This is a genomic window from Pseudomonas mohnii (assembly GCF_900105115.1).
GTDB lineage: Bacteria > Pseudomonadota > Gammaproteobacteria > Pseudomonadales > Pseudomonadaceae > Aquipseudomonas > Aquipseudomonas mohnii.
In genome coordinates, this window is record NZ_FNRV01000001.1 from 3718476 (window position 1) to 3739672 (window position 21197).

21 protein-coding genes are annotated in these 21197 nt (G+C 61.9%); 16 read left to right on the forward strand and 5 right to left on the reverse strand.

The window, feature by feature from the left end; genetic code table 11:
* Positions 1–57: 57 nt before the first annotated feature.
* The 9 genes from mdcA (at position 58) to madM (ending at position 7315) form a co-directional block, all read left to right on the forward strand.
* The gene (mdcA, locus tag BLV61_RS17225) at positions 58–1728 is read left to right on the forward strand and encodes a malonate decarboxylase subunit alpha (protein ID WP_090466597.1); all 1671 of its coding nucleotides are present in this window, start codon (positions 58–60) and stop codon (positions 1726–1728) included.
* Complete coding sequence (locus BLV61_RS17230; RefSeq protein ID WP_090466599.1) at positions 1728–2603, forward strand: triphosphoribosyl-dephospho-CoA synthase; 876 nt, start codon at positions 1728–1730, stop codon at positions 2601–2603. Before mdcA ends, BLV61_RS17230 begins: the two co-directional genes overlap by 1 nt.
* Positions 2603–2902 carry a malonate decarboxylase subunit delta gene (locus tag BLV61_RS17235; RefSeq protein WP_034147532.1) on the forward strand — a complete coding sequence of 100 codons (300 nt, stop codon included), beginning with the start codon at positions 2603–2605 and terminating at the stop codon, positions 2900–2902. The genes BLV61_RS17230 and BLV61_RS17235 overlap by 1 nt, the downstream gene beginning before the upstream one ends.
* Positions 2895–3746: a biotin-independent malonate decarboxylase subunit beta gene (locus BLV61_RS17240; protein ID WP_090466602.1), complete on the forward strand. Its 852-nt coding sequence runs from the start codon at positions 2895–2897 to the stop codon at positions 3744–3746. The genes BLV61_RS17235 and BLV61_RS17240 overlap by 8 nt, the downstream gene beginning before the upstream one ends.
* Positions 3743–4546: a biotin-independent malonate decarboxylase subunit gamma gene (gene mdcE / locus BLV61_RS17245; protein WP_090466603.1), complete on the forward strand. Its 804-nt coding sequence runs from the start codon at positions 3743–3745 to the stop codon at positions 4544–4546. Before BLV61_RS17240 ends, mdcE begins: the two co-directional genes overlap by 4 nt.
* Entirely contained in the window at positions 4540–5160 is a 621-nt protein-coding gene (locus BLV61_RS17250; RefSeq protein ID WP_090466605.1) for a malonate decarboxylase holo-ACP synthase, read from the forward strand. The genes mdcE and BLV61_RS17250 overlap by 7 nt, the downstream gene beginning before the upstream one ends.
* Entirely contained in the window at positions 5157–6068 is a 912-nt protein-coding gene (mdcH, locus tag BLV61_RS17255; protein ID WP_090466607.1) for a malonate decarboxylase subunit epsilon, read from the forward strand. Before BLV61_RS17250 ends, mdcH begins: the two co-directional genes overlap by 4 nt.
* Before the next feature lie 64 nt (positions 6069–6132).
* Positions 6133–6549, forward strand: coding sequence for a malonate transporter subunit MadL (gene madL / locus BLV61_RS17260; protein WP_047534468.1), 417 nt, complete (start codon positions 6133–6135; stop codon positions 6547–6549).
* 1 nt (position 6550) lies between these two features.
* On the forward strand, positions 6551–7315 hold the full coding sequence (madM, locus tag BLV61_RS17265; protein WP_047534467.1) for a malonate transporter subunit MadM: 765 nt from the start codon (positions 6551–6553) through the stop codon (positions 7313–7315).
* Positions 7316–7432: 117 nt separating this feature from the next.
* On the opposite strand, the gene BLV61_RS17270 is transcribed toward madM, so the two are convergent.
* Positions 7433–8347 (reverse strand): LysR family transcriptional regulator, encoded by a 915-nt coding sequence (locus tag BLV61_RS17270; protein WP_047534466.1) that lies wholly within the window; start codon positions 8345–8347, stop codon positions 7433–7435.
* Positions 8348–8566: 219 nt separating this feature from the next.
* Between BLV61_RS17270 and trhA the strand changes: the two genes are divergently transcribed.
* Complete coding sequence (trhA, locus tag BLV61_RS17275) at positions 8567–9184, forward strand: PAQR family membrane homeostasis protein TrhA (RefSeq protein ID WP_047534461.1); 618 nt, start codon at positions 8567–8569, stop codon at positions 9182–9184.
* 6 nt (positions 9185–9190) lie between these two features.
* Here the strand turns inward: trhA and BLV61_RS17280 are convergent, their stop codons facing one another.
* On the reverse strand, positions 9191–10114 hold the full coding sequence (locus tag BLV61_RS17280) for a LysR family transcriptional regulator (RefSeq protein ID WP_047534460.1): 924 nt from the start codon (positions 10112–10114) through the stop codon (positions 9191–9193).
* Between the two features lie 109 nt (positions 10115–10223).
* Between BLV61_RS17280 and BLV61_RS17285 the strand changes: the two genes are divergently transcribed.
* Genes BLV61_RS17285 through BLV61_RS17295 form a run of 3 tightly spaced genes read left to right on the forward strand, consistent with a single transcriptional unit; the run spans position 10224 to position 12781 of the window.
* On the forward strand, positions 10224–11465 hold the full coding sequence (locus BLV61_RS17285; protein WP_047534458.1) for a D-amino acid dehydrogenase: 1242 nt from the start codon (positions 10224–10226) through the stop codon (positions 11463–11465).
* 27 nt (positions 11466–11492) lie between these two features.
* Positions 11493–11846 (forward strand): RidA family protein, encoded by a 354-nt coding sequence (locus tag BLV61_RS17290; protein ID WP_090466609.1) that lies wholly within the window; start codon positions 11493–11495, stop codon positions 11844–11846.
* A gap of 32 nt (positions 11847–11878) precedes the next feature.
* Positions 11879–12781, forward strand: coding sequence for a transporter substrate-binding domain-containing protein (locus BLV61_RS17295; RefSeq protein WP_090466611.1), 903 nt, complete (start codon positions 11879–11881; stop codon positions 12779–12781).
* 102 nt (positions 12782–12883) lie between these two features.
* Here the strand turns inward: BLV61_RS17295 and BLV61_RS17300 are convergent, their stop codons facing one another.
* Together BLV61_RS17300 and BLV61_RS17305 are read right to left on the reverse strand one after the other, a co-directional pair.
* Positions 12884–13603 carry a 16S rRNA (uracil(1498)-N(3))-methyltransferase gene (locus BLV61_RS17300; protein WP_090466613.1) on the reverse strand — a complete coding sequence of 240 codons (720 nt, stop codon included), beginning with the start codon at positions 13601–13603 and terminating at the stop codon, positions 12884–12886.
* 104 nt (positions 13604–13707) lie between these two features.
* Positions 13708–15114, reverse strand: coding sequence for an adenosylmethionine--8-amino-7-oxononanoate transaminase (locus BLV61_RS17305; protein ID WP_090466615.1), 1407 nt, complete (start codon positions 15112–15114; stop codon positions 13708–13710).
* Positions 15115–15337: 223 nt separating this feature from the next.
* On the opposite strand from BLV61_RS17305, the gene BLV61_RS17310 reads away from it, so the two are divergent.
* The 3 genes from BLV61_RS17310 to BLV61_RS17320 all read left to right on the forward strand — a co-directional run bounded on the left by BLV61_RS17310 (position 15338) and on the right by BLV61_RS17320 (position 18886).
* Positions 15338–17110, forward strand: coding sequence for a flavin monoamine oxidase family protein (locus BLV61_RS17310; protein ID WP_090466617.1), 1773 nt, complete (start codon positions 15338–15340; stop codon positions 17108–17110).
* 598 nt (positions 17111–17708) lie between these two features.
* Positions 17709–18260 carry a cytochrome b gene (locus tag BLV61_RS17315; protein ID WP_047534448.1) on the forward strand — a complete coding sequence of 184 codons (552 nt, stop codon included), beginning with the start codon at positions 17709–17711 and terminating at the stop codon, positions 18258–18260.
* 32 nt (positions 18261–18292) lie between these two features.
* Complete coding sequence (locus BLV61_RS17320) at positions 18293–18886, forward strand: YceI family protein (protein ID WP_047534446.1); 594 nt, start codon at positions 18293–18295, stop codon at positions 18884–18886.
* A 247-nt stretch (positions 18887–19133) separates the two neighbouring features.
* Here the strand turns inward: BLV61_RS17320 and rhlE2 are convergent, their stop codons facing one another.
* On the reverse strand, positions 19134–21002 hold the full coding sequence (rhlE2, locus tag BLV61_RS17325) for an RNA helicase RhlE2 (protein WP_047534444.1): 1869 nt from the start codon (positions 21000–21002) through the stop codon (positions 19134–19136).
* Positions 21003–21197: the final 195 nt, after the last annotated feature.

The window sequence follows — 21197 nt, forward strand, 5'->3', positions numbered from 1 at the left end:
TACCCCCCACCCAACGCTCCTAAGGTGACTCCACGACAGCGAACCCGTGGAGTGGTCATGACAACAACAATATCCCCCGACTCGCGATGGACGCGGCGGCGCAGCGAAAAGCAGCGACGTCTCGAGCTGGTGCGGGGCTTTGCCGACGGTGTGGTGTTGCCCACCGACAAGATCGTGGCGGCGCTGGAGGCGTTGATTCTGCCCGGCGACCGAGTGGTGCTGGAGGGCAACAACCAGAAGCAGGCGGATTTTCTCTCCCGCTCGTTGGTCAAGGCCGATCCAGGCAAGCTGCATGATTTGCACATGATCATGCCCAGCGTCGGGCGCGCCGAGCATCTGGACCTGTTCGAACGCGGCATCGCCAGCAAGCTCGACTTCGCCTTCGCCGGTGCGCAAAGCTTGCGCATCAGCCAGTTGCTCGAAGACGGACTGTTGGAAATCGGCGCGATCCACACCTACATCGAACTCTATGCACGGCTGGTGGTGGACCTGATTCCCAACGTCGTGCTCTCGGCCGGTTTCATGGCCGACCGCGCCGGCAACATCTACACCGGGGCGAGTACCGAAGACACTCCGGCCTTGATCGAGCCGGCGGCGTTCAGCGACGGCATCGTCATCGTCCAGGTCAATCAGTTGGTGGACGACGTCAGCGAGTTGCCCCGCGTCGACATTCCTGCGTCCTGGGTCGACTTCGTGGTAGTGGCCGACAAGCCGTTCTACATCGAACCGCTGTTCACCCGCGACCCCCGGCACATCAAGCCTGTGCACGTGCTGATGGCAATGATGGCAATTCGCGGTATCTACGAAAAACACAACGTTCAGTCACTCAATCACGGCATCGGTTTCAACACCGCCGCCATCGAGCTGATCCTGCCGACCTACGGCCAATCCCTTGGATTGAAGGGCAAGATCTGCCGCAACTGGACGCTCAATCCGCACCCGACGTTGATCCCGGCAATCGAAAGCGGTTGGGTCGAAAGCGTGCATTGCTTCGGCACCGAACTGGGCATGGAAAACTACATCGCCGCCCGGCCCGATGTGTTCTTCACCGGGCGCGACGGTTCCATGCGTTCCAACCGGATGTTCAGCCAACTCGCCGGGCAATACGCGGTGGACTTGTTTATCGGCGCCACCCTGCAAGTCGATGGCGACGGCCATTCTTCGACCGTGACCCGAGGACGCCTGGCCGGTTTCGGCGGCGCACCGAACATGGGCCACGACCCGCGTGGTCGGCGTCACGGTACGCCGGCCTGGCTCGACATGCGCCACGCCGACGCCGCCGAACCGATGCTCGAACGCGGCAAGAAACTCGTGGTGCAGATGGTCGAGACCTTCCAGGAGGGCGGCAAACCGACCTTCGTCGAAACCCTCGATGCAATCGAAGTGGCGAAAAAAAGCGGCATGCCGTTGGCGCCGATCATGATCTACGGCGACGACGTCACCCACCTGCTGACCGAAGAAGGCATTGCCTACCTGTACAAGGCCCGCTCGCTGGAAGAGCGCCGCGCGATGATCGCCGCCGTCGCCGGGGTGACCGCCATCGGCCTGCGTCATAACCCCAAAGACACGGCGCGCATGCGCCGTGAAGGCCTGATCGCCTTGCCCGAAGACCTCGGCATCCGGCGCACCGACGCTACCCGCGAGTTGCTCGCCGCCAAAAGCGTGGCCGATCTGGTGGAGTGGTCCGGTGGCCTCTATAACCCGCCCGCCAAATTCAGGAGCTGGTAATGCACGCATTCAACCTGCAAGCGAAAACCCTGACCCTGGCCGAACGCCTGGCGGACCTGGCGGTGGACGCGCTGATCGACGAAGCGGACCTGTCGCCGAAACCGGCGCTGGTCGACCGTCGCGGTAGCGGTGCCCATACCGATTTGCACTTGGGGCTGATGCACGCCTCGGCACTGGCGTTGTGGCCAGCGTTCAAAGAAATGGCTGAGATCGCCATCGAGATAGGCGAGATCGGTTTGCCGCTGCGTGAGGCCATCGGGCTGATCGGTCGAGAGGGTGAGCAAGCGATGCTCGCCACCACCCACGGCGTGAATACCCATCGCGGGGCCATCTGGGCGTTGGGCCTGTTGGTTGCGGCTGCCGCGCTGGAGCCTGAATCGACTGCCGCAGGTTCCATCGCTTTGCGCGCCGCACGCCTGGCCTTGCTCGACGACCGCCATGCGCCACGGCCCCTGAGCCACGGTGCTCAGGTCACCCTGCGCTACGGCGCTCGCGGTGCCCGCGAAGAAGCGCAGTTGGGCTTTCCGGCAGTCACCCAACGCGCCCTGCCGCAGCTCAAACGCAGCCGCGCCGCCGGCCATGGCGAACAGAACGCCCGGCTCGATGCGCTGCTGGCGATCATGACCCGACTGGCCGACACCTGCGTGCTGTACCGCGCCGGCGAACAAGGCCTGTACACCATGCAACGTGGCGCCCAGGCGGTACTCGACGCGGGTGGCAGTGCCAGCCTGGCCGGTCGCCGTCGTTTGCATGAGCTGGACCAACAATTAATCGCGCTGAATGCCTCGCCCGGCGGTGCTGCCGACCTGCTCGCCGCCTGCCTGTTCATCGACCGCATCGAGTCCGGCGACGGCATCAATCAGGGAGCTTTTTGATGGAAACCTTATCCTTTGAATTCCCCGCCGGGCAGCCGCCACGCGGCCGCACACTGGTGGGCTGTGTCGGCTCGGGCGATCTGGAAGTGCTGATCGAGCCGGGTCAGGCCGGCAAGTTGACCATCACCGTGCAGACCTCGGTCAATGGCAGCGAACAACGCTGGCAGCACCTGTTTGCACGGATGTTCGACGGGCAGACCCCGCCGGCGATGGACATCGACATTCACGATTTCGGCGCCACCCCTGGCGTGGTGCGTTTGCGTCTGGAGCAGGGTTTCGAGGAGATCGGCCATGACTGACAGCGCAGAACTGCTGCACAAGCACAGCTTCGTCGAACTCGGCGCCCGCCAACGGGCAAAGGCCTTGCTCGATGCCGGCACCTTTCGCGAATTGCTCGACCCGTTTCAACGGGTCATGTCGCCCTGGTTGTCGCGTCAGGGCGTGGTGCCACAGGCCGATGACGGCGTGATCATTGCCAAGGGCAGCATCGACGGTTTGCCGGTGGTGATCGGGGCTATCGAGGGGGCGTTCCAGGGCGGCAGCCTCGGTGAAGTGGGCGGGGCGAAACTTGCCGGTGCCTTGGAACTGGCGGCTGAAGACAACCGCAACGGCATCCCGACCCGTGCTGTGCTGCTACTGGAAACCGGTGGCGTACGTTTGCAGGAGGCCAACCTCGGCTTGGCGGCGATTGCCGATGTTCATGCGGCGATTGTCGATCTGCGCCAGTACCAACCCGTGATTGGCGTGGTGGCCGGCAGCGTGGGCTGCTTCGGCGGCATGTCGATTGCCGCCGGCTTGTGCAGCTACTTGCTGGTCACCCAGGAAGCGCGTCTCGGCCTGAACGGCCCGCAGGTGATCGAACAGGAGGCCGGACTTGAGGAATACGACTCGCGGGATCGTCCGTTCATTTGGAGCCTGACTGGCGGCGAGCAACGGTTTGCCACCGGCCTGGTGGATCGCTACGCCGAGGACGACGTGGCGCAGATCCGCCAGCAGGTCAGCGCGTTGCTCAAGCAGGGTTTGCCCGCGCAGCAACGCAGCACACAGGCCGAACTGTTCCTGCAACGGCTAGCGCGTCTGGACGCCGGGCCGCAAATCGAGCCTTCAGTGGTTCGCGATCTGTATCAAGGAGAGCGCTCATGAGTGCGTATTCCCTGAGGGGCTTGAACTGGTTCAACGCCTTGAGTGCTGGCGCCAAAGCGGTCGAAGGTTTACCGGCGTCGCTGAAGGTGGCGGATGGCTTTCTAGGTGAACAAGCCGTTCGGTTTATCGCGGTGGTGGCCGATCCGGACAACCGTTTCGTTCGTGCCCGTCATGGTGAAGTCGGCTTGCTCGAAGGTTGGGGCCTGGCCAAGGCGGTGGACGAAGTCATCACGGCCGATCAGGACAAACCGCAAAAACGGGCCTTGATCGCCATCGTTGATGTACCGAGCCAGGCTTATGGCCGGCGCGAAGAAGCGCTCGGCATTCATCAGGCCCTGGCCGGTGCCGCCGACAGCTATGCCCGTGCCCGTCTGGCCGGCCATGCCGTGATCGGTTTGCTGGTGGGCAAGGCCATGTCCGGGGCGTTTCTCGCCCACGGCTATCAAGCCAACCGGCTGATTGCCCTGCGTGATCCTGGGGTGATGGTGCATGCCATGGGCAAGGCTTCGGCGGCGCGGGTGACGCTGCGCAGTGTCGAAGAACTGGAAGCCCTGGCCGCCAGCGTGCCGCCGATGGCCTATGACATCGACAGTTATGCCAGCCTCGGTTTGCTCTGGGAAACCTTGTCGGTGGAGCAGATCGAACAACCCTCGGCGAACGATCTGGCGCGAGTGGCTGAGTGCCTGACATTGGCCATCGGCGATGTCGCTGCCAAGGGACGCGACCTGAGTGGCCGCCTCGGTGCCACCCATCGCACGGCCTCCAGCCAGGTTCGCCAATTGCTGAGGGCGCAGTGGTGAACACGCTGCTGGCGCACGACCTGCTCTGGGGGATGACCCCGGCGCAGTTGCCTGCGGATGCGCCTGTGTGGGCGATCGAGTCGGTCCTCGCCGGGCAACCGGTCGTGGTGCGGCGCGCCTTGTCAGCGGCCGGGCAGGTCGCGGTCGGTGTGCGTGGCCGTCAGCGCGAACAGCGTTACGCGGCGTCGATGGCGATTGCTTCGATCACCCGTCGGGTGTCGCCGGAGGCGCTCTGTCATGTCGATATCGACAGGGACTTGCCGGTGCTTCAGGCCCTGGCTCAATTGCGGCCGATGCTGGAGGGTTGCGGTCGGGTCTGGGGTGTCAGCGGCAGTGCCGGGTTTGAACTGGCCAGCGGGTTTTCAGCCTTGCATGAGGGCAGCGATCTCGACGTGATACTTCGTACACCACAGCCGCTGAGCCGTGCTGAATCTCGGGCGCTGGTGGCGATTCTGGACCGCGCCATCTGTGTAGTGGACATGCAGTTGCAGACGCCATTCGGCGCCGTCGCGTTGCGTGAATGGGCCGGTTCTTCGAATCGCGTGCTGCTCAAGAACGCAAGCCAGGCTTGTCTGGTGCTCGATCCATGGAACCCGCAGGAGCAGGCAGCGTGAGCAGCTTGTTGGTGTTCCCCGGTCAGGGTGCACAGCAGCCGGGCATGCTTCAACGCTTGCCTCGGGAAACCCTGATCGAGGCCAGCGACGTGCTCGGTGAGGATGTCTTGCTGCTGGATTCTGCTGCGGCTTTGCAGTCGACGCGGGCCGTTCAGTTGTGCCTGTTGATCGCCGGTGTGGCGGCTTCGCGGCAGTTGTCCGTCGCGGCGGACTACGTCGCCGGTTTGTCCATCGGCGCCTACCCGGCAGCGGTGGTGGCCGGAGCCCTGAGTTTCAGCGATGCGTTGCATCTGGTCAGCCTGCGCGGTGAGTTGATGCAGCAGGCTTATCCTCTGGGCTACGGCATGACCGCGATCATCGGTCTGGATCTGGCGACGGTCGAAGGTTTGCTGGCCCAGGTTCACGGCGACGACACGCCGGTTTACCTGGCCAACATCAACGCCGATAACCAGGTGGTGATCGCCGGCAGCGATGGCGCGATGAAAGCCGTCGCCGAACGGGCGAAAGGCCGTGGTGCCGGGCTGGCCAGGCGTCTGGCGGTGAGCGTGCCGTCGCACTGCCCGCTGCTGGATGCACCGGCGAAGTTCCTGGCCGAAGCCTTCGCCGGGGTGCCACTGAAAACGCCGGTCCTGGGTTATCTCAGCGGCAGCCGCGCGCGGATGGTGACCAACATCGAAGCGTTGCGCGACGACCTCGCTTTCAACATGTGCCGCGTGGTGGATTGGCGCGGCACGGTACAAAGCGCTTATGAGCGTGGCGTACGTCTACAGATCGAACTGCCGCCCGGTGCGGTGCTGACCGGGCTGGCGCGCCGGGTGTTCGAGCAGGGGACCGTGATGGCTTTCGACGGTGCCCGGCTCGATACCCTGCAGGCGCTGTTGCGTGAGGAGGGAAGCCGCCAATCCTAGATCACTGACTCAGGCTTCGAACAACAAAAACAATATTCGACGATGCAATTTGAGGACTACAACAATGATTATTTACGGTGTGGCGCTGTTGGCGATCTGTACGCTGGCAGGGGTGATCATGGGTGACATGCTGGGCGTGTTGCTGGGCGTCAAATCCAACGTCGGCGGGGTCGGGATCGCGATGATCCTGCTGATCTGCGCGCGGTTGTGGATGCACAAGCGTGGCGGCATGACCAAGGACTGCGAGATGGGCGTCGGTTTCTGGGGCGCGATGTACATTCCGGTGGTGGTGGCAATGGCCGCGCAACAGAACGTGGTCACGGCGCTGCACGGCGGCCCGGTGGCGGTGCTGGCGGCCATCGGCTCGGTGGTGGTCTGCGGCTGCACCATTGCTCTGATCAGCCGGACTCACAAAGGCGAACCCTTGCCCGATGAGCCGGCAGAAATAACCCCGGTTGGCGCATCGGCAGGAGGTCGCTGACATGTGGGATCTCATCGAGAAAGGTCTGGAACATAACGGTCTGGTCACGGCGTTCGCGTTCGTGGGCGTAATCATGTGGGTGTCGGTGGTGTTGTCCAAACGCCTGACTTTCGGGCGCATTCACGGCTCGGCGATTGCCATCGTCATCGGCCTGGTCCTGGCCTGGGTCGGCGGCACCATGACCGGCGGGCAAAAAGGCCTGGCGGACCTGACGCTGTTCTCCGGCATCGGCCTGATGGGCGGCGCCATGTTGCGCGACTTTGCCATCGTCGCCACGGCGTTCGAAGTGCAGGCGACGGAAGCGAAAAAGGCCGGGTTGATCGGGGTGATTGCGCTGCTGCTGGGCACGGTGTTGCCGTTCATTGTCGGTGCGAGCATCGCCTGGGCATTTGGTTATCGCGATGCGGTGAGCATGACCACCATTGGCGCTGGCGCGGTGACCTACATCGTCGGGCCGGTGACCGGGGCAGCGATTGGTGCCAGTTCCGATCTGGTGGCGTTGTCGATTGCTACCGGGCTGATCAAGGCGATTCTGGTGATGGTCGGCACGCCGATGGCGGCGCGCTGGATGGGCCTGGATAACCCGCGTTCGGCCATGGTGTTTGGCGGCCTGGCCGGGACGGTCAGCGGCGTGACGGCGGGGCTGGCGGCGACGGATCGGCGCCTGGTGCCTTACGGTGCGTTGACGGCGACCTTCCACACCGGACTTGGCTGCTTGCTGGGGCCTTCGTTGCTGTTCTTCATTGTTCGGGGGATTGTCGGCTGATTTCAGATTCTGAGTTGTCTGGGCTATGCCATCGCTAGCAGGCTAGCTCCCACAGGGTGATCTGTTGGAACACCCTCTGTGGGAGCCAGCCTGCTGGCGATTGGCAGCAGCGCGGTCTCAGGCCTGTCGATTGGCATACATCCGACACTCGGCCAGCAACGCCAACAGATTCGGGTCACGCTCCTTGGCCTTGAGAAACACCACGCCGATGTGCTGCTGCAACCGGTATTTTTCCTGCAACGGGATCAGCTTCACCCGGTTCTCGTACACCGCCGCAATCCTGCCCGGCAGCAACGCATAACCCACCCCCGAACTGACCATGCTCAGCAAGGTGAAGATGTCGTTGACCTGCATCGCCACCTTCGGCTCGAACCCCGCCTGCTCGAATACCCGCTTGCCGTCCTGATGGGTGGCGAAACCCTGGCTCAGGGTGATGAAGGTTTCGTCGCGCACTTCGGCGAGGTCGACTTCGGTGCGTTGGGCGAACTTCGAATCGGCCGGCGTGGCGAGGAAGATATCGTCGGAAAACAGTTGGATCTGCTCGCAATCCGGGTCGTTGATGCTGTCGTCCAGGGACACCAGGATCGCATCCACTTCCATGTTCTTGAGCTTGTAGAGCAGGTCGAAATTCGAACCAAGGATCAGGTCGATGTTGAGTTCGCTGCGGCGGATTTTCAGACCCATGATCAACTGCGGCACGGTTTTCACAGTCAGCGAATACAGCGAGCCCAGTTTGAAGCGTTCAGCGGAAAATCCGGCGGCCTCGCGCGTCAGGCGTACGCTCTCGACCACGTCCTGAATCAGCTTCTGCGCCCGTTCTTCCAGCACGTAGGCGCTTTCCAGCGGGGTCAGGTTACGGCCTTCGTGTTTGAACAACGGGCAGCGCAAGGCGCTTTCCAGGGAGTGGATCGCCCGGTGCACGCTGACGTTGCTGGTCTGTAACTCGGCCGCGGCCCGGGCCAGATTGCCGGTGCGCATGAAGGCCAGGAACACCTCGAGTTTTTTCAGGGTCAACTCTTCGTCAATCAGCATGGCGCGGACTCTTTTTGGAATGCCCCGATTGTGCCTAATTGCATTGGGTTACGCAGACCTTTGTGGGAGCTGGCTTGCCAGCGATGGCGCCAGGAAGATCAACGTAAAACTTGAGGCCCGACAGCAGAAAGCCGGCCATTGCGTTCTGAAACATTGCGCTTTTAAGCTTCAGGCCTAAGCCTTGTACGTTGGGCTAATGATTTTCGAGGTGGATGACCGATGTATCACGGGGAAAGACTCAATGCCTGGACGCATTTGATCGGGGCGGTGGCGGCGTTTGTCGGGGGTGTCTGGCTGATCGTCGTCGCCAGTCTGGACGGCAGTCCGTGGAAGATTGTCAGCATGGCGATCTACGCCTTCACCTTGCTGGTGCTGTACAGCGCGTCGACCGTGTACCACAGCGTGCGCGGGCGCAAGAAAGTGATCATGCAGAAGGTCGATCACTTTTCGATCTACCTGCTGATCGCCGGCAGCTATACGCCGTTTTGCCTGGTGACCTTGCGCGGGCCCTGGGGCTGGACGTTGTTCGGGATTGTCTGGGGGCTGGCGCTGATCGGCATTTTGCAGGAGATCAAGCCGCGCTCGGAAGCGCGGATTCTGTCGATCGTGATCTACGCGGTGATGGGCTGGATCGTACTGGTGGCGGTCAAGCCATTACTGGCGGCGCTGGGTGGCGCCGGGTTTGCGTGGTTGGCCTCGGGCGGGGTGTTGTACACCGTGGGCATTATCTTTTTTGCCCTCGATCATCGCCTGCGCCATGCCCACGGGATCTGGCATCTGTTCGTGATTGCCGGGAGCCTGCTGCACTTCGTGGCGATTTTCTTTTATGTCCTGTGATCGCTCCTACAGATCCGGCGCAAGACCAGCAATGCGATCGAGTTGTGCCTGGGCCTGTCGACTGAACACCTGCAACAGGTCGCTCAAAGTGTGGGGCGGCGGTTCCGTGGCGCGGGTCACCGCGTACAGGGTGATGGGCAGCGGTGGCGCGAGAGGGCGAATAGTCGTTGTGGCGGGGGAGGCGCCCAGGGCCGTGAATGGATCGATCACCGCCAGCCCGGCACCGGACTCCACCATCGCCCGGGCCAGCGAATAGGTCTGCACCGCGATGCGCACCCGGGGCGGCGGTTCGACCGCTTCGAGGTAGCTGTCGAGCCGGGCGGCCAGCGGGTCGGCACTGGACAAGCCAATCAGCGGCGCATCGGCCAGGGCCATCAATGACAATGGCATGCCGGCCTGCGCCGATGGCCAGTAACCCGCCGGTGCCAGCACCACCAATACACCGCCCGCCAAGGCTTGGGCCTTGAGCCCCGGATGATCCGGTCTTTGCAGCGTCAGGGCGACATCCACTTCACGCATCAGCAGGTTCTGCACCAGCTCACGGCTATGGGCGCTGGACAGTTCGCAGGCGATGTCCGGGTAGCGTGCGGTCCACTCGTGAATGGCCGGCGGCAACAACGACAGGGCCAGCGCCGGCGTGGCGCCGATCCGCAGGCTGTGGCCCGGTTCGCGACGCAGGCTCTGGGCCAGGCGCCGCACGCCTTGCAAGCTTTCGCTGACCTTGTCGACCTCGCGCTCCAGCTCCAGCGCTTCGGGCGTCGCCTGCAACTTGCCGCGAACCCGCAAGAACAACGGGAACCCCAACTGCTGCTCGGCGTGCTGCAGCACCTTGGTCACCGCCGGTTGCGAGACGTGCAGCAATTGTGCGGCGGCGCTGATCGATCCGGTTTGGCGGATGGCCTGGAAAATCTCGATGTGACGGAGGCGCATGGCGAATCCATAACCTTTGTTTATGGGTTAAGCATCTTTATTCATTGTTCGCCGCCTGTCACCTGGCCCTAACCTCGGCTTCGTCATCACAACGGTTTTAAGGACGGACATGGCTCAGCGTGTGTGCATCATCGGCGGCGGTGTGATTGGTCTGGCAACGGCCTATGCGCTGGTGCGCGACGGCTTTGAGGTGACCGTCATCGAGGCGCGGGACGCGTTGGGCAGCGAAACCAGTTTCGCCAATGGTGGGCAACTCTCCTATCGCTACGTCGCACCTTTGGCTGACGCCGGTGTGCCGTTGCAGGCCATCGGGTGGATGCTGCGCGGCGATTCACCCTTGAAGCTGCGCCCGCGGTTCGATGCTGCGCAGTGGCGCTGGATGGCGTCTTTTCTCGGCGCTTGCCGCCGCTCGGTCAACCGTGAGAACGCCGCACACTTGCTGCGGCTGGCGCTGTTCAGTCAAGGCACATTGAAGGCATGGCGCGAAGACGATGGGCTTGCAGGCTTCCAATGGCGGCGCAACGGCAAACTGGTGACCTTCCGGGAGCGCGCCAGCTTCGAGCATGCATGCCAGCGGCTGGCCGACCATCAGCAGCAACAGGTGCTGTCGGCGGCCGAGTGCGCTCAACTTGAGCCGGCCCTGGCCGATGCACCCTTTGTCGGTGCGATTTATACGCCGGACGAAGAAGTGGGCGATTGCCATGCTTTCTGCCGGCTATTGGCTACACGGTTGCTAGCGTCCGGGCGTTGCGAATTACGCCTGGGGCAAGCGGTGACCGGTATTCGCCACGCCAACGGCAGCGTCAGCGCCATCGATCTGGGCGAGCAAGTGTTGCCGGTCGATCAATTGGTGATCGCCGCCGGCCACCGCAGTCCGCTGTTGGCATTGCCCGGTCTGCAATTGCCGTTGTATCCGCTCAAGGGCTACAGCCTGACGGTGCCCATCGGCCCCGAACACCAGGCCCCGGATGTGAGCATCACCGACTATGACCGCAAGATCGTATACGCTCGGATCGGCGAGCAGTTGCGGGTGGCCGCGATGGTCGACATCGTTGGCTTTGATCCTGCTATAGACCCCAAGCGACTGGCGCTGATCAAGCGTCAGGCCCGTGACACCTTCCCCAATGCCGGGGCCTATGACGCGGCCACCGAATGGGCCGGGATGCGCCCGGCCACGCCGAGCGGCGTGCCGCTGCTGGGCGCCACGGCCTACCGCAACCTGTGGCTCAACATCGGTCATGGCGCGTTGGGTTTCACCCTGGCCTGTGGCAGTGGGCGGTTGCTCAGCGAACTGATCGGCCAGCGCCGGCCCTCCATCGATATGCACGGTTTCAACCACCGGGCCGCCTGATCTTTTATTTGCCAAGAGGACACTGCAATGACCATTACCCGACTCCACAGCAACCCGAGGTTGTCTGGCGCCGTGACGTTTGGCGATCTGGTATTTCTCTCTGGCCAAGTGCCGGGTGAAGCCTCGGACGTGGGCGGTCAGACCCGCGAAGTGCTGGCCAGGATTGATGCGTTGCTGGCCGAAGCCGGCAGCCACAAGGATCAAATGCTCAGCGCGACCATTTACCTGAAAAATATCACCGACGATTTTGCCGCCATGAATGAGGTCTGGTCGACCTGGCTATCGCCAGGGCAGGCCCCGAGCCGCACGACCGTGCAGGCCGAGCTGGCGAGACCGCAGGTGCTGGTGGAAATCACTGTCGTCGCCGCTCGTTTGAAATGACCGTCATCTAAAACCCACAACGGAGAATAACAATGCAAAAAATCACGTTGCTCGGCTGCACCCTCGGACTGTTGCTCGCGAGTCAGGTCCAGGCCAACGAGGCCCCACTGACCGGCACCCTGAGCAAGATCGCCAACGCCAAGAGCATTACCCTGGGCTATCGCGATGCGTCAGTGCCGTTTTCTTACGTGGGTGATCAAACCGGCAAACCGATGGGTTATTCGGTGGATCTGGCGGGCAAGATTGTCGAGCGTATCCAGCAACAATTGGCGTTGCCGGACCTGAAGGTGAAGTACAACCTGGTGACCTCGCAAACACGCATTCCTCTGGTGCAGAACGGTACCGTGGACCTGGAGTGTGGCTCCACGGGCGTGACCGCCGAGCGGCAGAAGCAAGTGGCGTTTTCCTATGGCTTCATCTATGTAAAAGGCCAATTGCTGACCGCCAGGGACAGCGGTATCAAAAGCTTCGCCGACTTGCGTGGCAAGAACGTGGTGACGACTGCCGGTACGACCAACGAGCGCTTCCTGAAGAGCTACAACGTCGACCACAAGATCGACATGTTCGTGATCAGTGCCAAGGACCACGGCGAAGCCTTTCAGATGCTGCAATCGGGTCGTGCCGCCGCTTTCTACATGGACGATGCGCTTCTCTACGGCGAGCGCGCCAAGGCCCATGACCCACACAAGTGGGTGGTGGTGGGAGAGGAACAATCGCGGGAAATCTACAGCTGCATGGTGCGCAAGGACGACCCGCAGTTCCTGGCCCTGGTCAACGGCGCACTGGGGGATCTGTACAGTTCGGGGGAAATCAACGGCATCTACCAGCGCTGGTTCGAACAGCCGATTCCGCCGAAGGGTTTGAACCTTGAGTTTCCGATGACCAGCGAACTCAAGGCGATCATTGCCAAGCCGGTGAGCGATCCTGTGCAATAGTTATCTGTGCTCTTCCCGTAGACCGCGTCGCGGCCATCGCGAGCAGGCTCGCTCCCACAGTGGAACGCATTTGAAATGTGGGAGCCTGCTCGCGACAGGGACCTAGAAATCGCCCCAAAGCTGCTGGGCCACCGCCAAGGCAACCACCGGCGCGGTCTCTGTGCGTAACACTCGTGGCCCCAGCCGGGCCGCATGAAAACCTGCGCCCTTGGCCTGATCCACTTCCGCATCCGATAACCCGCCTTCTGGGCCGATCAGAAAGGCCAGCGTCGCAGGCTTGGCATGACTGACCAGTGGTTCGGCCACCGGGTGCAGCACCAGCTTCAATTCAGCCTGAGTCTGCTTCAACCAATCGGCCAGCAGCACCGGCGGATGAATCACCGGCACCCGTGAGCGCCCGCATTGCTCGCAGGCGCTGACCGCGACCTGGCGCCAGTGCAGCAGGCGTTTGTCGGCGCGCTCGTCCTTGAGCCGGACTTCGCAGCGCTCGCTGAAGATCGGGGTGATTTCGCTGACACCCAATTCAGTGGCTTTCTGGATCGCCCAGTCCATGCGCTCGCCACGGGACAGGCCCTGACCGAGATGGATCTGCAGTGGCGATTCGACCTGGCCGGCGAACTGCTCGTCGATCTGCACCACGACACGCTTCTTGCCGACCTCAACCAGAGTGGCACGGAACTCCTGGCCCGAGCCATCGAACAGTTGCAGCAGATCGCCCTCGGCCATGCGCAACACGCGGCTGATGTAATGGGCCTGGGCTTCGGGCAATTCGTGTTCGCCGGTACTCAGGGGGGCGTCGATAAAGAAACGGGACAGTCTCATTTGAGTTCTCTACTAAATTCGATCGGAGTCGCTTTTGTGGCGAGGGGGCCGCTTCGCAGCCCAGCGGGAGCAAGTTCCCACGCCACAGGGTCGTGCAGTGACGGTCAGCCCGGATCACGGAACCCCGGATGGAAGTCCTTCGGTACCGAAACACTGACGCTGTCGCGAGTCGCGATGTCGATGCCTTCGCTGGCCACTTCGGCCAGAAAGTCGATCTGCTCCGGCGTGATCACATACGGCGGCAGGAAATACACCACGCTGCCCAGCGGTCGAAGTAAAGCACCTCGCTCCAGCGCATGCTGGAACACCTTCAGGCCACGGCGCTCCTGCCACGGATAGGCCTCTTTGCTGGCCTTGTCCTTGACCATTTCGATGGCCAGGACCATGCCGGTCTGGCGCACTTCGCTGACGTTCGGGTGATCCACCAGGTGCGCCGTGGAGGAGGCCATGCGCCGCGCCAGGGCCTTGTTGTTCTCGATGACGTTGTCTTCTTCGAAGATATCCAGCGTTGCCAGCGCCGCCGCACAGGCCAGCGGGTTGCCGGTGTAGCTGTGCGAGTGCAGGAAGGCGCGCAGGGTAGGGTAGTCGTCGTAGAAGGCGCTATAGACGTCTTCGGTGGTCAGGCAGGCGGCCAGCGGCAGATAACCACCGGTCAGGGCCTTGGACAGGCAGAGGAAATCCGGACGGATGCCGGCCTGTTCGCAGGCGAACATGGTGCCGGTGCGGCCGAAGCCGACGGCGATTTCGTCGTGGATCAAGTGCACGCCATAACGGTCGCAGGCTTCGCGCAGCAGCTTGAGGTACACCGGGTGGTACATGCGCATGCCGCCGGCACCCTGGATCAGCGGCTCGACAATCACTGCCGCGACCGTGTCGTGGTTCTCGGCCAGGGTCTGTTCCATGGCGGCGAACATCGTGCGCGAGTGTTCTTCCCAGCTCATGCCTTCGGGGCGCAGGTAGCAATCCGGGCTTGGCACCTTGATGGTGTCGAGCAGCAGGGCTTTGTAGGTTTCGGTGAACAGCGGCACGTCGCCCACCGACATCGCCGCCATGGTTTCGCCGTGGTAGCTGTTGGTCAGGGTCACGAAGCGCTTCTTGTTCGGCTGACCGCGGTTGAGCCAGTAATGAAAGCTCATCTTCAGCGCCACTTCGATGCAGGACGACCCGTTATCGGCGTAGAAGCACCGCGTCAGGCCTTCCGGCGTCATCTTCACCAGGCGCTCGGACAGCTCGATCACGGGCTGATGGCTGAAACCGGCGAGGATCACGTGTTCGAGTTGATCGACCTGATCCTTGATGCGCTGGTTGATGCGCGGGTTGGCATGGCCGAACACATTGACCCACCAGGAGCTGACGGCATCGAGGTAGCGCTTGCCTTCGAAGTCTTCCAGCCAGACGCCTTCGCCGCGCTTGATCGGGATCAGTGGCAGTTGTTCGTGATCTTTCATCTGGGTGCAGGGATGCCACAACACCGCGAGATCGCGTTCCATCCACTGTTTATTCAGGCCCATTTTCACTCTCCTGGAGGCGGTCCGTGACAAGCGCGGACCTACAATCGCGCAAGCCTATGCAATGCATCGCGTGGGGACAACCCATTGTGTCGATTGAGCTACTTTGTATAGGGCAATCAGACGCTGCTGGCAGGCGTCTGGCGGCTGACGTATCCTTCGCGGTTCTTGAGCCGACTGGCTCGCAAAAACCGCTATTTTTTCGTGTATTTCCGGAGTTCGCTGAATGTCTGTCGGTTGGCTGCGCGCCTGTGCGCTGGTGATGTTGGGGCTGTTCAGCGTGTCTGCGCTGGCCAAGGATAAAACCGCGATCGTGATCGGCGGTGGGGTTTCGGGCCTCACGGCGGCTTACGAGCTGCAGAACAAGGGCTGGCAGGTCACGCTGCTGGAAGCCAAACCGAGCCTGGGCGGTCGCTCCGGCATGGCCACCAGCGAGTGGATCGGCAACGACAAGACCCAGCCGGTTTTGAACAAGTACGTCTCGACCTTCAAGCTGAGCACCACGCCTGCGCCTGAGTTCGTGCGTACCCCGGGCTATCTGATCGACGGCGTGTATTACAGCGCTGCCGACCTGGCGACCAAGGAGCCGGCCACCGCCGACGCACTCAAGCGCTACGAAAAGACCGTGGACGACCTGGCGCGTTCGATCGACGACCCGCAGAACCCGGCCGCCACCAACACGTTGCACGCCCTGGATCAGATCAACGTGTCCAGCTGGCTCGACAAGCAAAACCTGCCGGCCACCGCGCGCCAGTTGATCAACCAGCAAATTCGTACTCGCTACGACGAACCTTCGCGCCTGTCGCTGCTGTACTACGCGCAGCAGAGCCGTGTTTATCGTGGCGTGTCGGACCGTGACCTGCGCGCTTCGAGTCTGGTCGGGGGCAGCCCGGTGCTGGCCCAAGCCTTGGTCAAGCAGCTGAAAATCATCAAGACCAACTCCCCGGTCTCGGCCATCACCCAGGACAAGGACAGCGTCACCGTCAAGGTCGGCAGTGTCGGCTATCAAGCTGACTACGTCGTGCTGGCCGTGCCGTTGCGCGCCCTGAACAAGATTCAGATGACCCCGGCGCTGGACGCCCAGCATCAGGCAGCAATCAAAGGCACTAACTACGGTTGGCGCGACCAGATCATGCTCAAGTTCAAGACGCCTGTGTGGGAAAGCAAGGCGCGCATGTCCGGCGAGATCTACAGCAACACCGGTCTGGGCATGTTGTGGGTCGAGCCGGCGTTGAAGGGCGGTGCCAACGTGGTGATCAATCTGTCCGGCGACAACGCCCGGGTGATGCAGGCGTTCGGCGACAAGCAAATGGTCGATCAGGTGCTGATTCGCCTGCATGCGTTTTACCCACAGGCCCGTGGTGCGTTTACCGGTTATGAAATCCGTCGCTACAGCACCGACCCATCGATGGGCGGCGCTTACCTGGCGTTCGGTCCCGGCCAGATCAGCAAGTTCTGGCGCCTGTGGGAACGTCCGGTCCAGCGCGTAGCCTTTGCCGGCGAACACACCGACACCTTGTACCCTGGCACCCTGGAGGGCGCATTGCGCACCGGTCAGCGTGCGGCCAGTCAGGTAGAAGACCTGGCGGCGGGCAAATCGTTTGAGCCGGAGAAAGTGCTTCCGGTGGCGGCTGCGGCAGCAGGTGCTGGCGCGGTGGCGGCGAAGAAGGGCAACTTCTTCACCAATCTGTTTGGTGGCTCGGATGACGAGAAGAAACCGGCACCGGTCAAGGCCCCTGAGCCTGTCGCGCCACCAGCGCCGGCTCCTGCTCCTGCACCAGCGCCGGCCGCTGCGCCAGCCCCGGTCGAAGCAGCGAAGCCTGCAACACCGGTGAAAGCCGAGCCGGCCAAGAAGGCTCCGGCGAAGAAGCCGGCGGCCAAGACCGAGGCGAAAAAAGCCCCGGCCAAGGCGCCTGCCAAGAATGCCGAACCGGCTAAGAAGCCGGCGGCCAAACCGGCAGCCACCCCGGCTCCGGCAACGGAGGCGAAGGCTCAGTAACCTTCAGGTGTAAAAAAAGCGCGGCCCATGGGTCGCGCTTTTTTTTTGCCATAAATTCCGGTTTCAACTGCGCGGTCCTACACGCCTCAACGATGTATCAGATGCGTCCCACAATCGAATCAGAGAGAAATGATAGATGGCGGCTGCTCTTGAACCCCAGGATCTTCAAAACCTGGAGGTCCTATGAAAGCACTCGCACTGACCGTTTTATTGATGGCCCTTTCTGGCTGTGCAAACGGCCATTTTTTTCCCAAAGGACATGGTTACGAATCGGACTTCAAATGTCAGATGAACCCTTACGATCCTGTATGCCTAGAGATACGTAAGGTCTACCACAATTAAGGGAGACAGCCAGAGCGAGCCCAGCGCCCCGTTCTTTGCTTGAGGAGAAACCGTGAGCAGAGATCGAATAAATCGTTCAGTACAGGTGTTCTCAGATTTGTATTCACTTTTTCTGACAATTTGGCCTTTAATCTTTTCTTAACTCAGCGATTTCACACTCTTGATCGTATTTCTCGATATTTCAAAGCAAAATTTTCCGCTTTAATTCGATAGATAACTCGATAGTCTTGGGCCAGCACTTACAGGGATCTAGGCAATGCAGCTACGTAACTCCACTTCTCGCTATGGCTGGGTCAGCATCTTCCTGCACTGGGGGGTAGCGCTGGCGGTGTTCGGTTTGTTCGCCCTGGGTCTGTGGATGGTCGATCTGGGTTACTACGACCCCTGGCGTAAAGCCGGGCCGGACATCCACAAGAGCATCGGGCTGATACTCCTGGCGTTCATGGTGTTGCGCGTGTTGTGGCGTTTCATCAGCCCGCCACCGCCGACGTTGAGCAGCTACAGCCCCATGACGCGTCTGGGCGCCAAGTTGGGCCATGCCTTTCTGTATCTCTGTTTGTTTGCCGTGATGATTGCCGGTTACCTGATTTCCACCGCAGAAGGTGTCGGGATTCCGGTGTTTGACTGGTTTGAAGTGCCTGCACTGGTTTCCGGACTACCGGACCAGGCAGATAACGCCGGTGCGATTCACCTCTACCTGGCATGGGCGCTGGTCATTTTTTCCGGCCTCCATGCGTTGGCAGCTTTGAAACACCACTTTATCGATCGTGATGTGACCCTCAAGCGAATGCTGGGTCGCAAAGCCTGAAGTTCAACCTCGACTCCCAAGGAAAACCAAGCATGTTGAAAAAGACTTTCGCCGCTCTGGCAATCGGTTCCGCCCTGCTGTCCGCCAACGTCATGGCAGCTGACTACGTTGTCGATAAACAAGGCCAGCACGCCTTCGTTGACTTCAAAATCAGCCACCTGGGTTACAGCTACATCACCGGTACTTTCAAGGACATCGACGGTACGTTCAGCTTTGACGCTGCCAAGCCTGAAGACAGCAAGATCGAGTTCAACGTGAACACCGCCAGCGTCTTCACCAACAACGCTGAGCGCGACAAGCACATCTCCAGCAAAGACTTCCTGAAAGTGGCTGATTTCCCCAAGGCTACGTTCAAGTCCACCAGCGTTAAAACCACCGGCAAAAATGCCGACGGTAAAGCCACTGCTGACGTGACCGGCGACCTGACGATTGCTGGCGTGACCAAGCCAGTCGTGGTCAAGGCCACTTTCCTGGGTGAAGGCAAGGATCCATGGGGCGGCTACCGTGCCGGCTTCGAAGGCACTACCAGCATCAAACGTACTGATTTCGGCAAGATGATGGACCTGGGTCCACAGTCCGACGCCGTTGAGCTGTACGTCACCTTTGAAGGTGTGAAAGCGAAATAATTTTTCGCCCCTGACACAAAAAAAACGCCCGCTGCTTTCCCGAGCACGGGCGTTTTTTATTGCCGAGCACACATCCCTGTGGGAGCGAGCTTGCTCGCGAAAAAACCATAGGCGCCGCTGGGCATCTGGTTTGACGCGTTATCGTTCACGACCATCGCGGGCAAGCCCGCTCCCACAGGGATTGTTTTTGGCCCATAAAAAATGCCCCGGCTCTTTCGAGTCGGGGCATTTTTATTTCGGCGATAAATCAGCGATTGCGGGTCAGCAATGCCGGTTTTTCTCCGCGAGGACGGCTTGGCAGTTGATCCAGTTGCTCAGGTGTCGGGAAGCGATCAGCCTTCGACTCCTTGTGCATGATCTTCGGCGCCGGGCCACGCGGGTTCTGCACGGCCGGTTCCGAACGAGGCTGGTCGTCGCGGGCCGGACGGCGGTTGCGCGAGTCTTCGCGACGGGCCTGGCCGTCACGAGGTGCACCATTGCGTGGGCCGCTGCGTTTGGCCGGTGGCGTGCCGGTGCTGGCGCCATCGCTGCTGCGCGGACCGTTCTGGCGACCTTGTGGCTTGCCGCCACGTGGTGCGCCCGAACCGGCTGTCGTGCCTTGTGCCGGAGCACCCGGACGGCGGCCACGGCCCTGGGCCGGCTTCTGCTGTGGCACGTAGTCGACGCGGTTACCGAAGTTATCGACATCGTCGTCCAGGAACTCGTCCGGGGCCCGATCAGCAGCGGCACGTGGCGGCTGGCTTGGCTGGCGCTGTTCGCGGGCCGGCGTGCCTTCGCGTGGCTTTTGCTCACGGGCCGGGCGCTCGCCGCGACCGGAGGCCGCTGGTTTTTCCTTGCCTTTGTCCTTGCCCTTGTCCTTGCGGCCGCCACCGCCGCCGTTCGGGCCATCGCCGCGCGGGCCACGTGGATTGCGCGGGTTACGCACATCCGGACGCTCGCGAACTTCAGGCTTCTCGGCTTCCACGGCGCTCGAATCGAAGCCCATCAGATCGCCGTCGGCGATTTTCTGCTTGGTCATGCGTTCGATGCTTTTGAGCAGCTTCTCTTCGTCCGGTGCCACCAGCGAGATCGCTTCACCCGAACGACCGGCACGGCCAGTCCGGCCGATACGGTGCACGTAGTCTTCGTCGACGTTCGGCAGTTCGAAGTTGACCACGTGTGGCAATTGGTCGATGTCCAGGCCGCGGGCGGCGATGTCGGTGGCGACCAGGATGCGTACGTCACCGGCCTTGAAGTCGGCCAGGGCTTTGGTGCGGGCGTTCTGGCTCTTGTTGCCGTGGATCGCGACGGCGCTCAGGCCGTGTTTGTCCAGGTACTCGGCCAAGCGGTTGGCGCCGTGCTTGGTGCGGGTGAACACCAGCACCTGTTCCCAGGCGCCTGCGGTGATCAAATGCGCCAGCAGCGAGCGTTTGTGGTTGGCCGGCAGGCGGAAGACTCGCTGTTCGATACGCTCGACCGTGGTGTTCGGCGGCGTGACTTCGATGCGTTCCGGGTTATGCAGCAACTTGCCGGCGAGGTCGGTGATGTCCTTGGAGAAGGTTGCCGAGAACAGCAGGTTCTGCCGCTTGGCCGGCAGGCGGGCCAGGACCTTTTTCACGTCATGGACGAAGCCCATGTCGAGCATGCGGTCGGCTTCGTCCAGCACGAGGATTTCCACGTGGGACAGATCGACGCTGCCTTGGCCGGCGAGGTCGAGCAGGCGGCCAGGGCAGGCCACCAGCACGTCTACACCGCGGGACATGGCCTGAACCTGCGGGTTCATGCCGACGCCGCCGAAGATGCAGGCGCTGACGAATTTCAGGTCACGTGCGTAGACCTTGAAACTTTCGTGCACTTGCGCGGCGAGCTCGCGAGTAGGGGTCAGGACCAGTACGCGCGGTTGACGCGGGCCATGACGCTGGGATTTGTCCGGATGACCGTTGGGGAACAACCGCTCCAGGATCGGAAGGGCGAAACCGCCGGTTTTACCAGTACCTGTCTGTGCCGCGACCATCAGGTCGCGACCTTGCAACACGGCGGGAATGGCCCGCTGTTGCACCGGAGTAGGCTCGGTATAGCCCGCTGCCTCGATGGCGCGGACTAAAGCCTCGGAGAGACCGAGGGAAGCAAAGGACATGAGTAATCCTGTTTTAGTTAGGGCTTGGCCCAATGGGAGTCTTGCCTGGCGCGAATAGCGTTTAAGAGGAACGCAATCCCGTCCGGTCCTACTGGGTTTCGAAAGCTCGTCTGGAGCGCTCGCGCGGGCCGGAAAGCTGCGCTGTAGCGGGGTCGAGATGCCTTGAACGATTCCGAGCGTCCGGGCGTGAGCCTG

Bases quoted from the DNA above. Each gene is read 5' to 3' on its own strand.
- mdcA (WP_090466597.1), top strand. From the start codon at position 58: ATGACAACAACAATATCCCCCGACTCGCGATGGACGCGGCGGCGCAGC.
- BLV61_RS17230 (WP_090466599.1), top strand. From the start codon at position 1,728: ATGCACGCATTCAACCTGCAAGCGAAAACCCTGACCCTGGCCGAACGC.
- BLV61_RS17235 (WP_034147532.1), top strand. From the start codon at position 2,603: ATGGAAACCTTATCCTTTGAATTCCCCGCCGGGCAGCCGCCACGCGGC.
- BLV61_RS17240 (WP_090466602.1), top strand. From the start codon at position 2,895: ATGACTGACAGCGCAGAACTGCTGCACAAGCACAGCTTCGTCGAACTC.
- mdcE (WP_090466603.1), top strand. From the start codon at position 3,743: ATGAGTGCGTATTCCCTGAGGGGCTTGAACTGGTTCAACGCCTTGAGT.
- madL (WP_047534468.1), top strand. From the start codon at position 6,133: ATGATTATTTACGGTGTGGCGCTGTTGGCGATCTGTACGCTGGCAGGG.
- madM (WP_047534467.1), top strand. From the start codon at position 6,551: ATGTGGGATCTCATCGAGAAAGGTCTGGAACATAACGGTCTGGTCACG.
- BLV61_RS17270 (WP_047534466.1), bottom strand. From the start codon at position 8,347: ATGCTGATTGACGAAGAGTTGACCCTGAAAAAACTCGAGGTGTTCCTG.
- trhA (WP_047534461.1), top strand. From the start codon at position 8,567: ATGTATCACGGGGAAAGACTCAATGCCTGGACGCATTTGATCGGGGCG.
- BLV61_RS17280 (WP_047534460.1), bottom strand. From the start codon at position 10,114: ATGCGCCTCCGTCACATCGAGATTTTCCAGGCCATCCGCCAAACCGGA.
- BLV61_RS17285 (WP_047534458.1), top strand. From the start codon at position 10,224: ATGGCTCAGCGTGTGTGCATCATCGGCGGCGGTGTGATTGGTCTGGCA.
- BLV61_RS17290 (WP_090466609.1), top strand. From the start codon at position 11,493: ATGACCATTACCCGACTCCACAGCAACCCGAGGTTGTCTGGCGCCGTG.
- BLV61_RS17295 (WP_090466611.1), top strand. From the start codon at position 11,879: ATGCAAAAAATCACGTTGCTCGGCTGCACCCTCGGACTGTTGCTCGCG.
- BLV61_RS17300 (WP_090466613.1), bottom strand. From the start codon at position 13,603: ATGAGACTGTCCCGTTTCTTTATCGACGCCCCCCTGAGTACCGGCGAA.
- BLV61_RS17305 (WP_090466615.1), bottom strand. From the start codon at position 15,114: ATGGGCCTGAATAAACAGTGGATGGAACGCGATCTCGCGGTGTTGTGG.
- BLV61_RS17310 (WP_090466617.1), top strand. From the start codon at position 15,338: ATGTCTGTCGGTTGGCTGCGCGCCTGTGCGCTGGTGATGTTGGGGCTG.
- BLV61_RS17315 (WP_047534448.1), top strand. From the start codon at position 17,709: ATGCAGCTACGTAACTCCACTTCTCGCTATGGCTGGGTCAGCATCTTC.
- BLV61_RS17320 (WP_047534446.1), top strand. From the start codon at position 18,293: ATGTTGAAAAAGACTTTCGCCGCTCTGGCAATCGGTTCCGCCCTGCTG.
- rhlE2 (WP_047534444.1), bottom strand. From the start codon at position 21,002: ATGTCCTTTGCTTCCCTCGGTCTCTCCGAGGCTTTAGTCCGCGCCATC.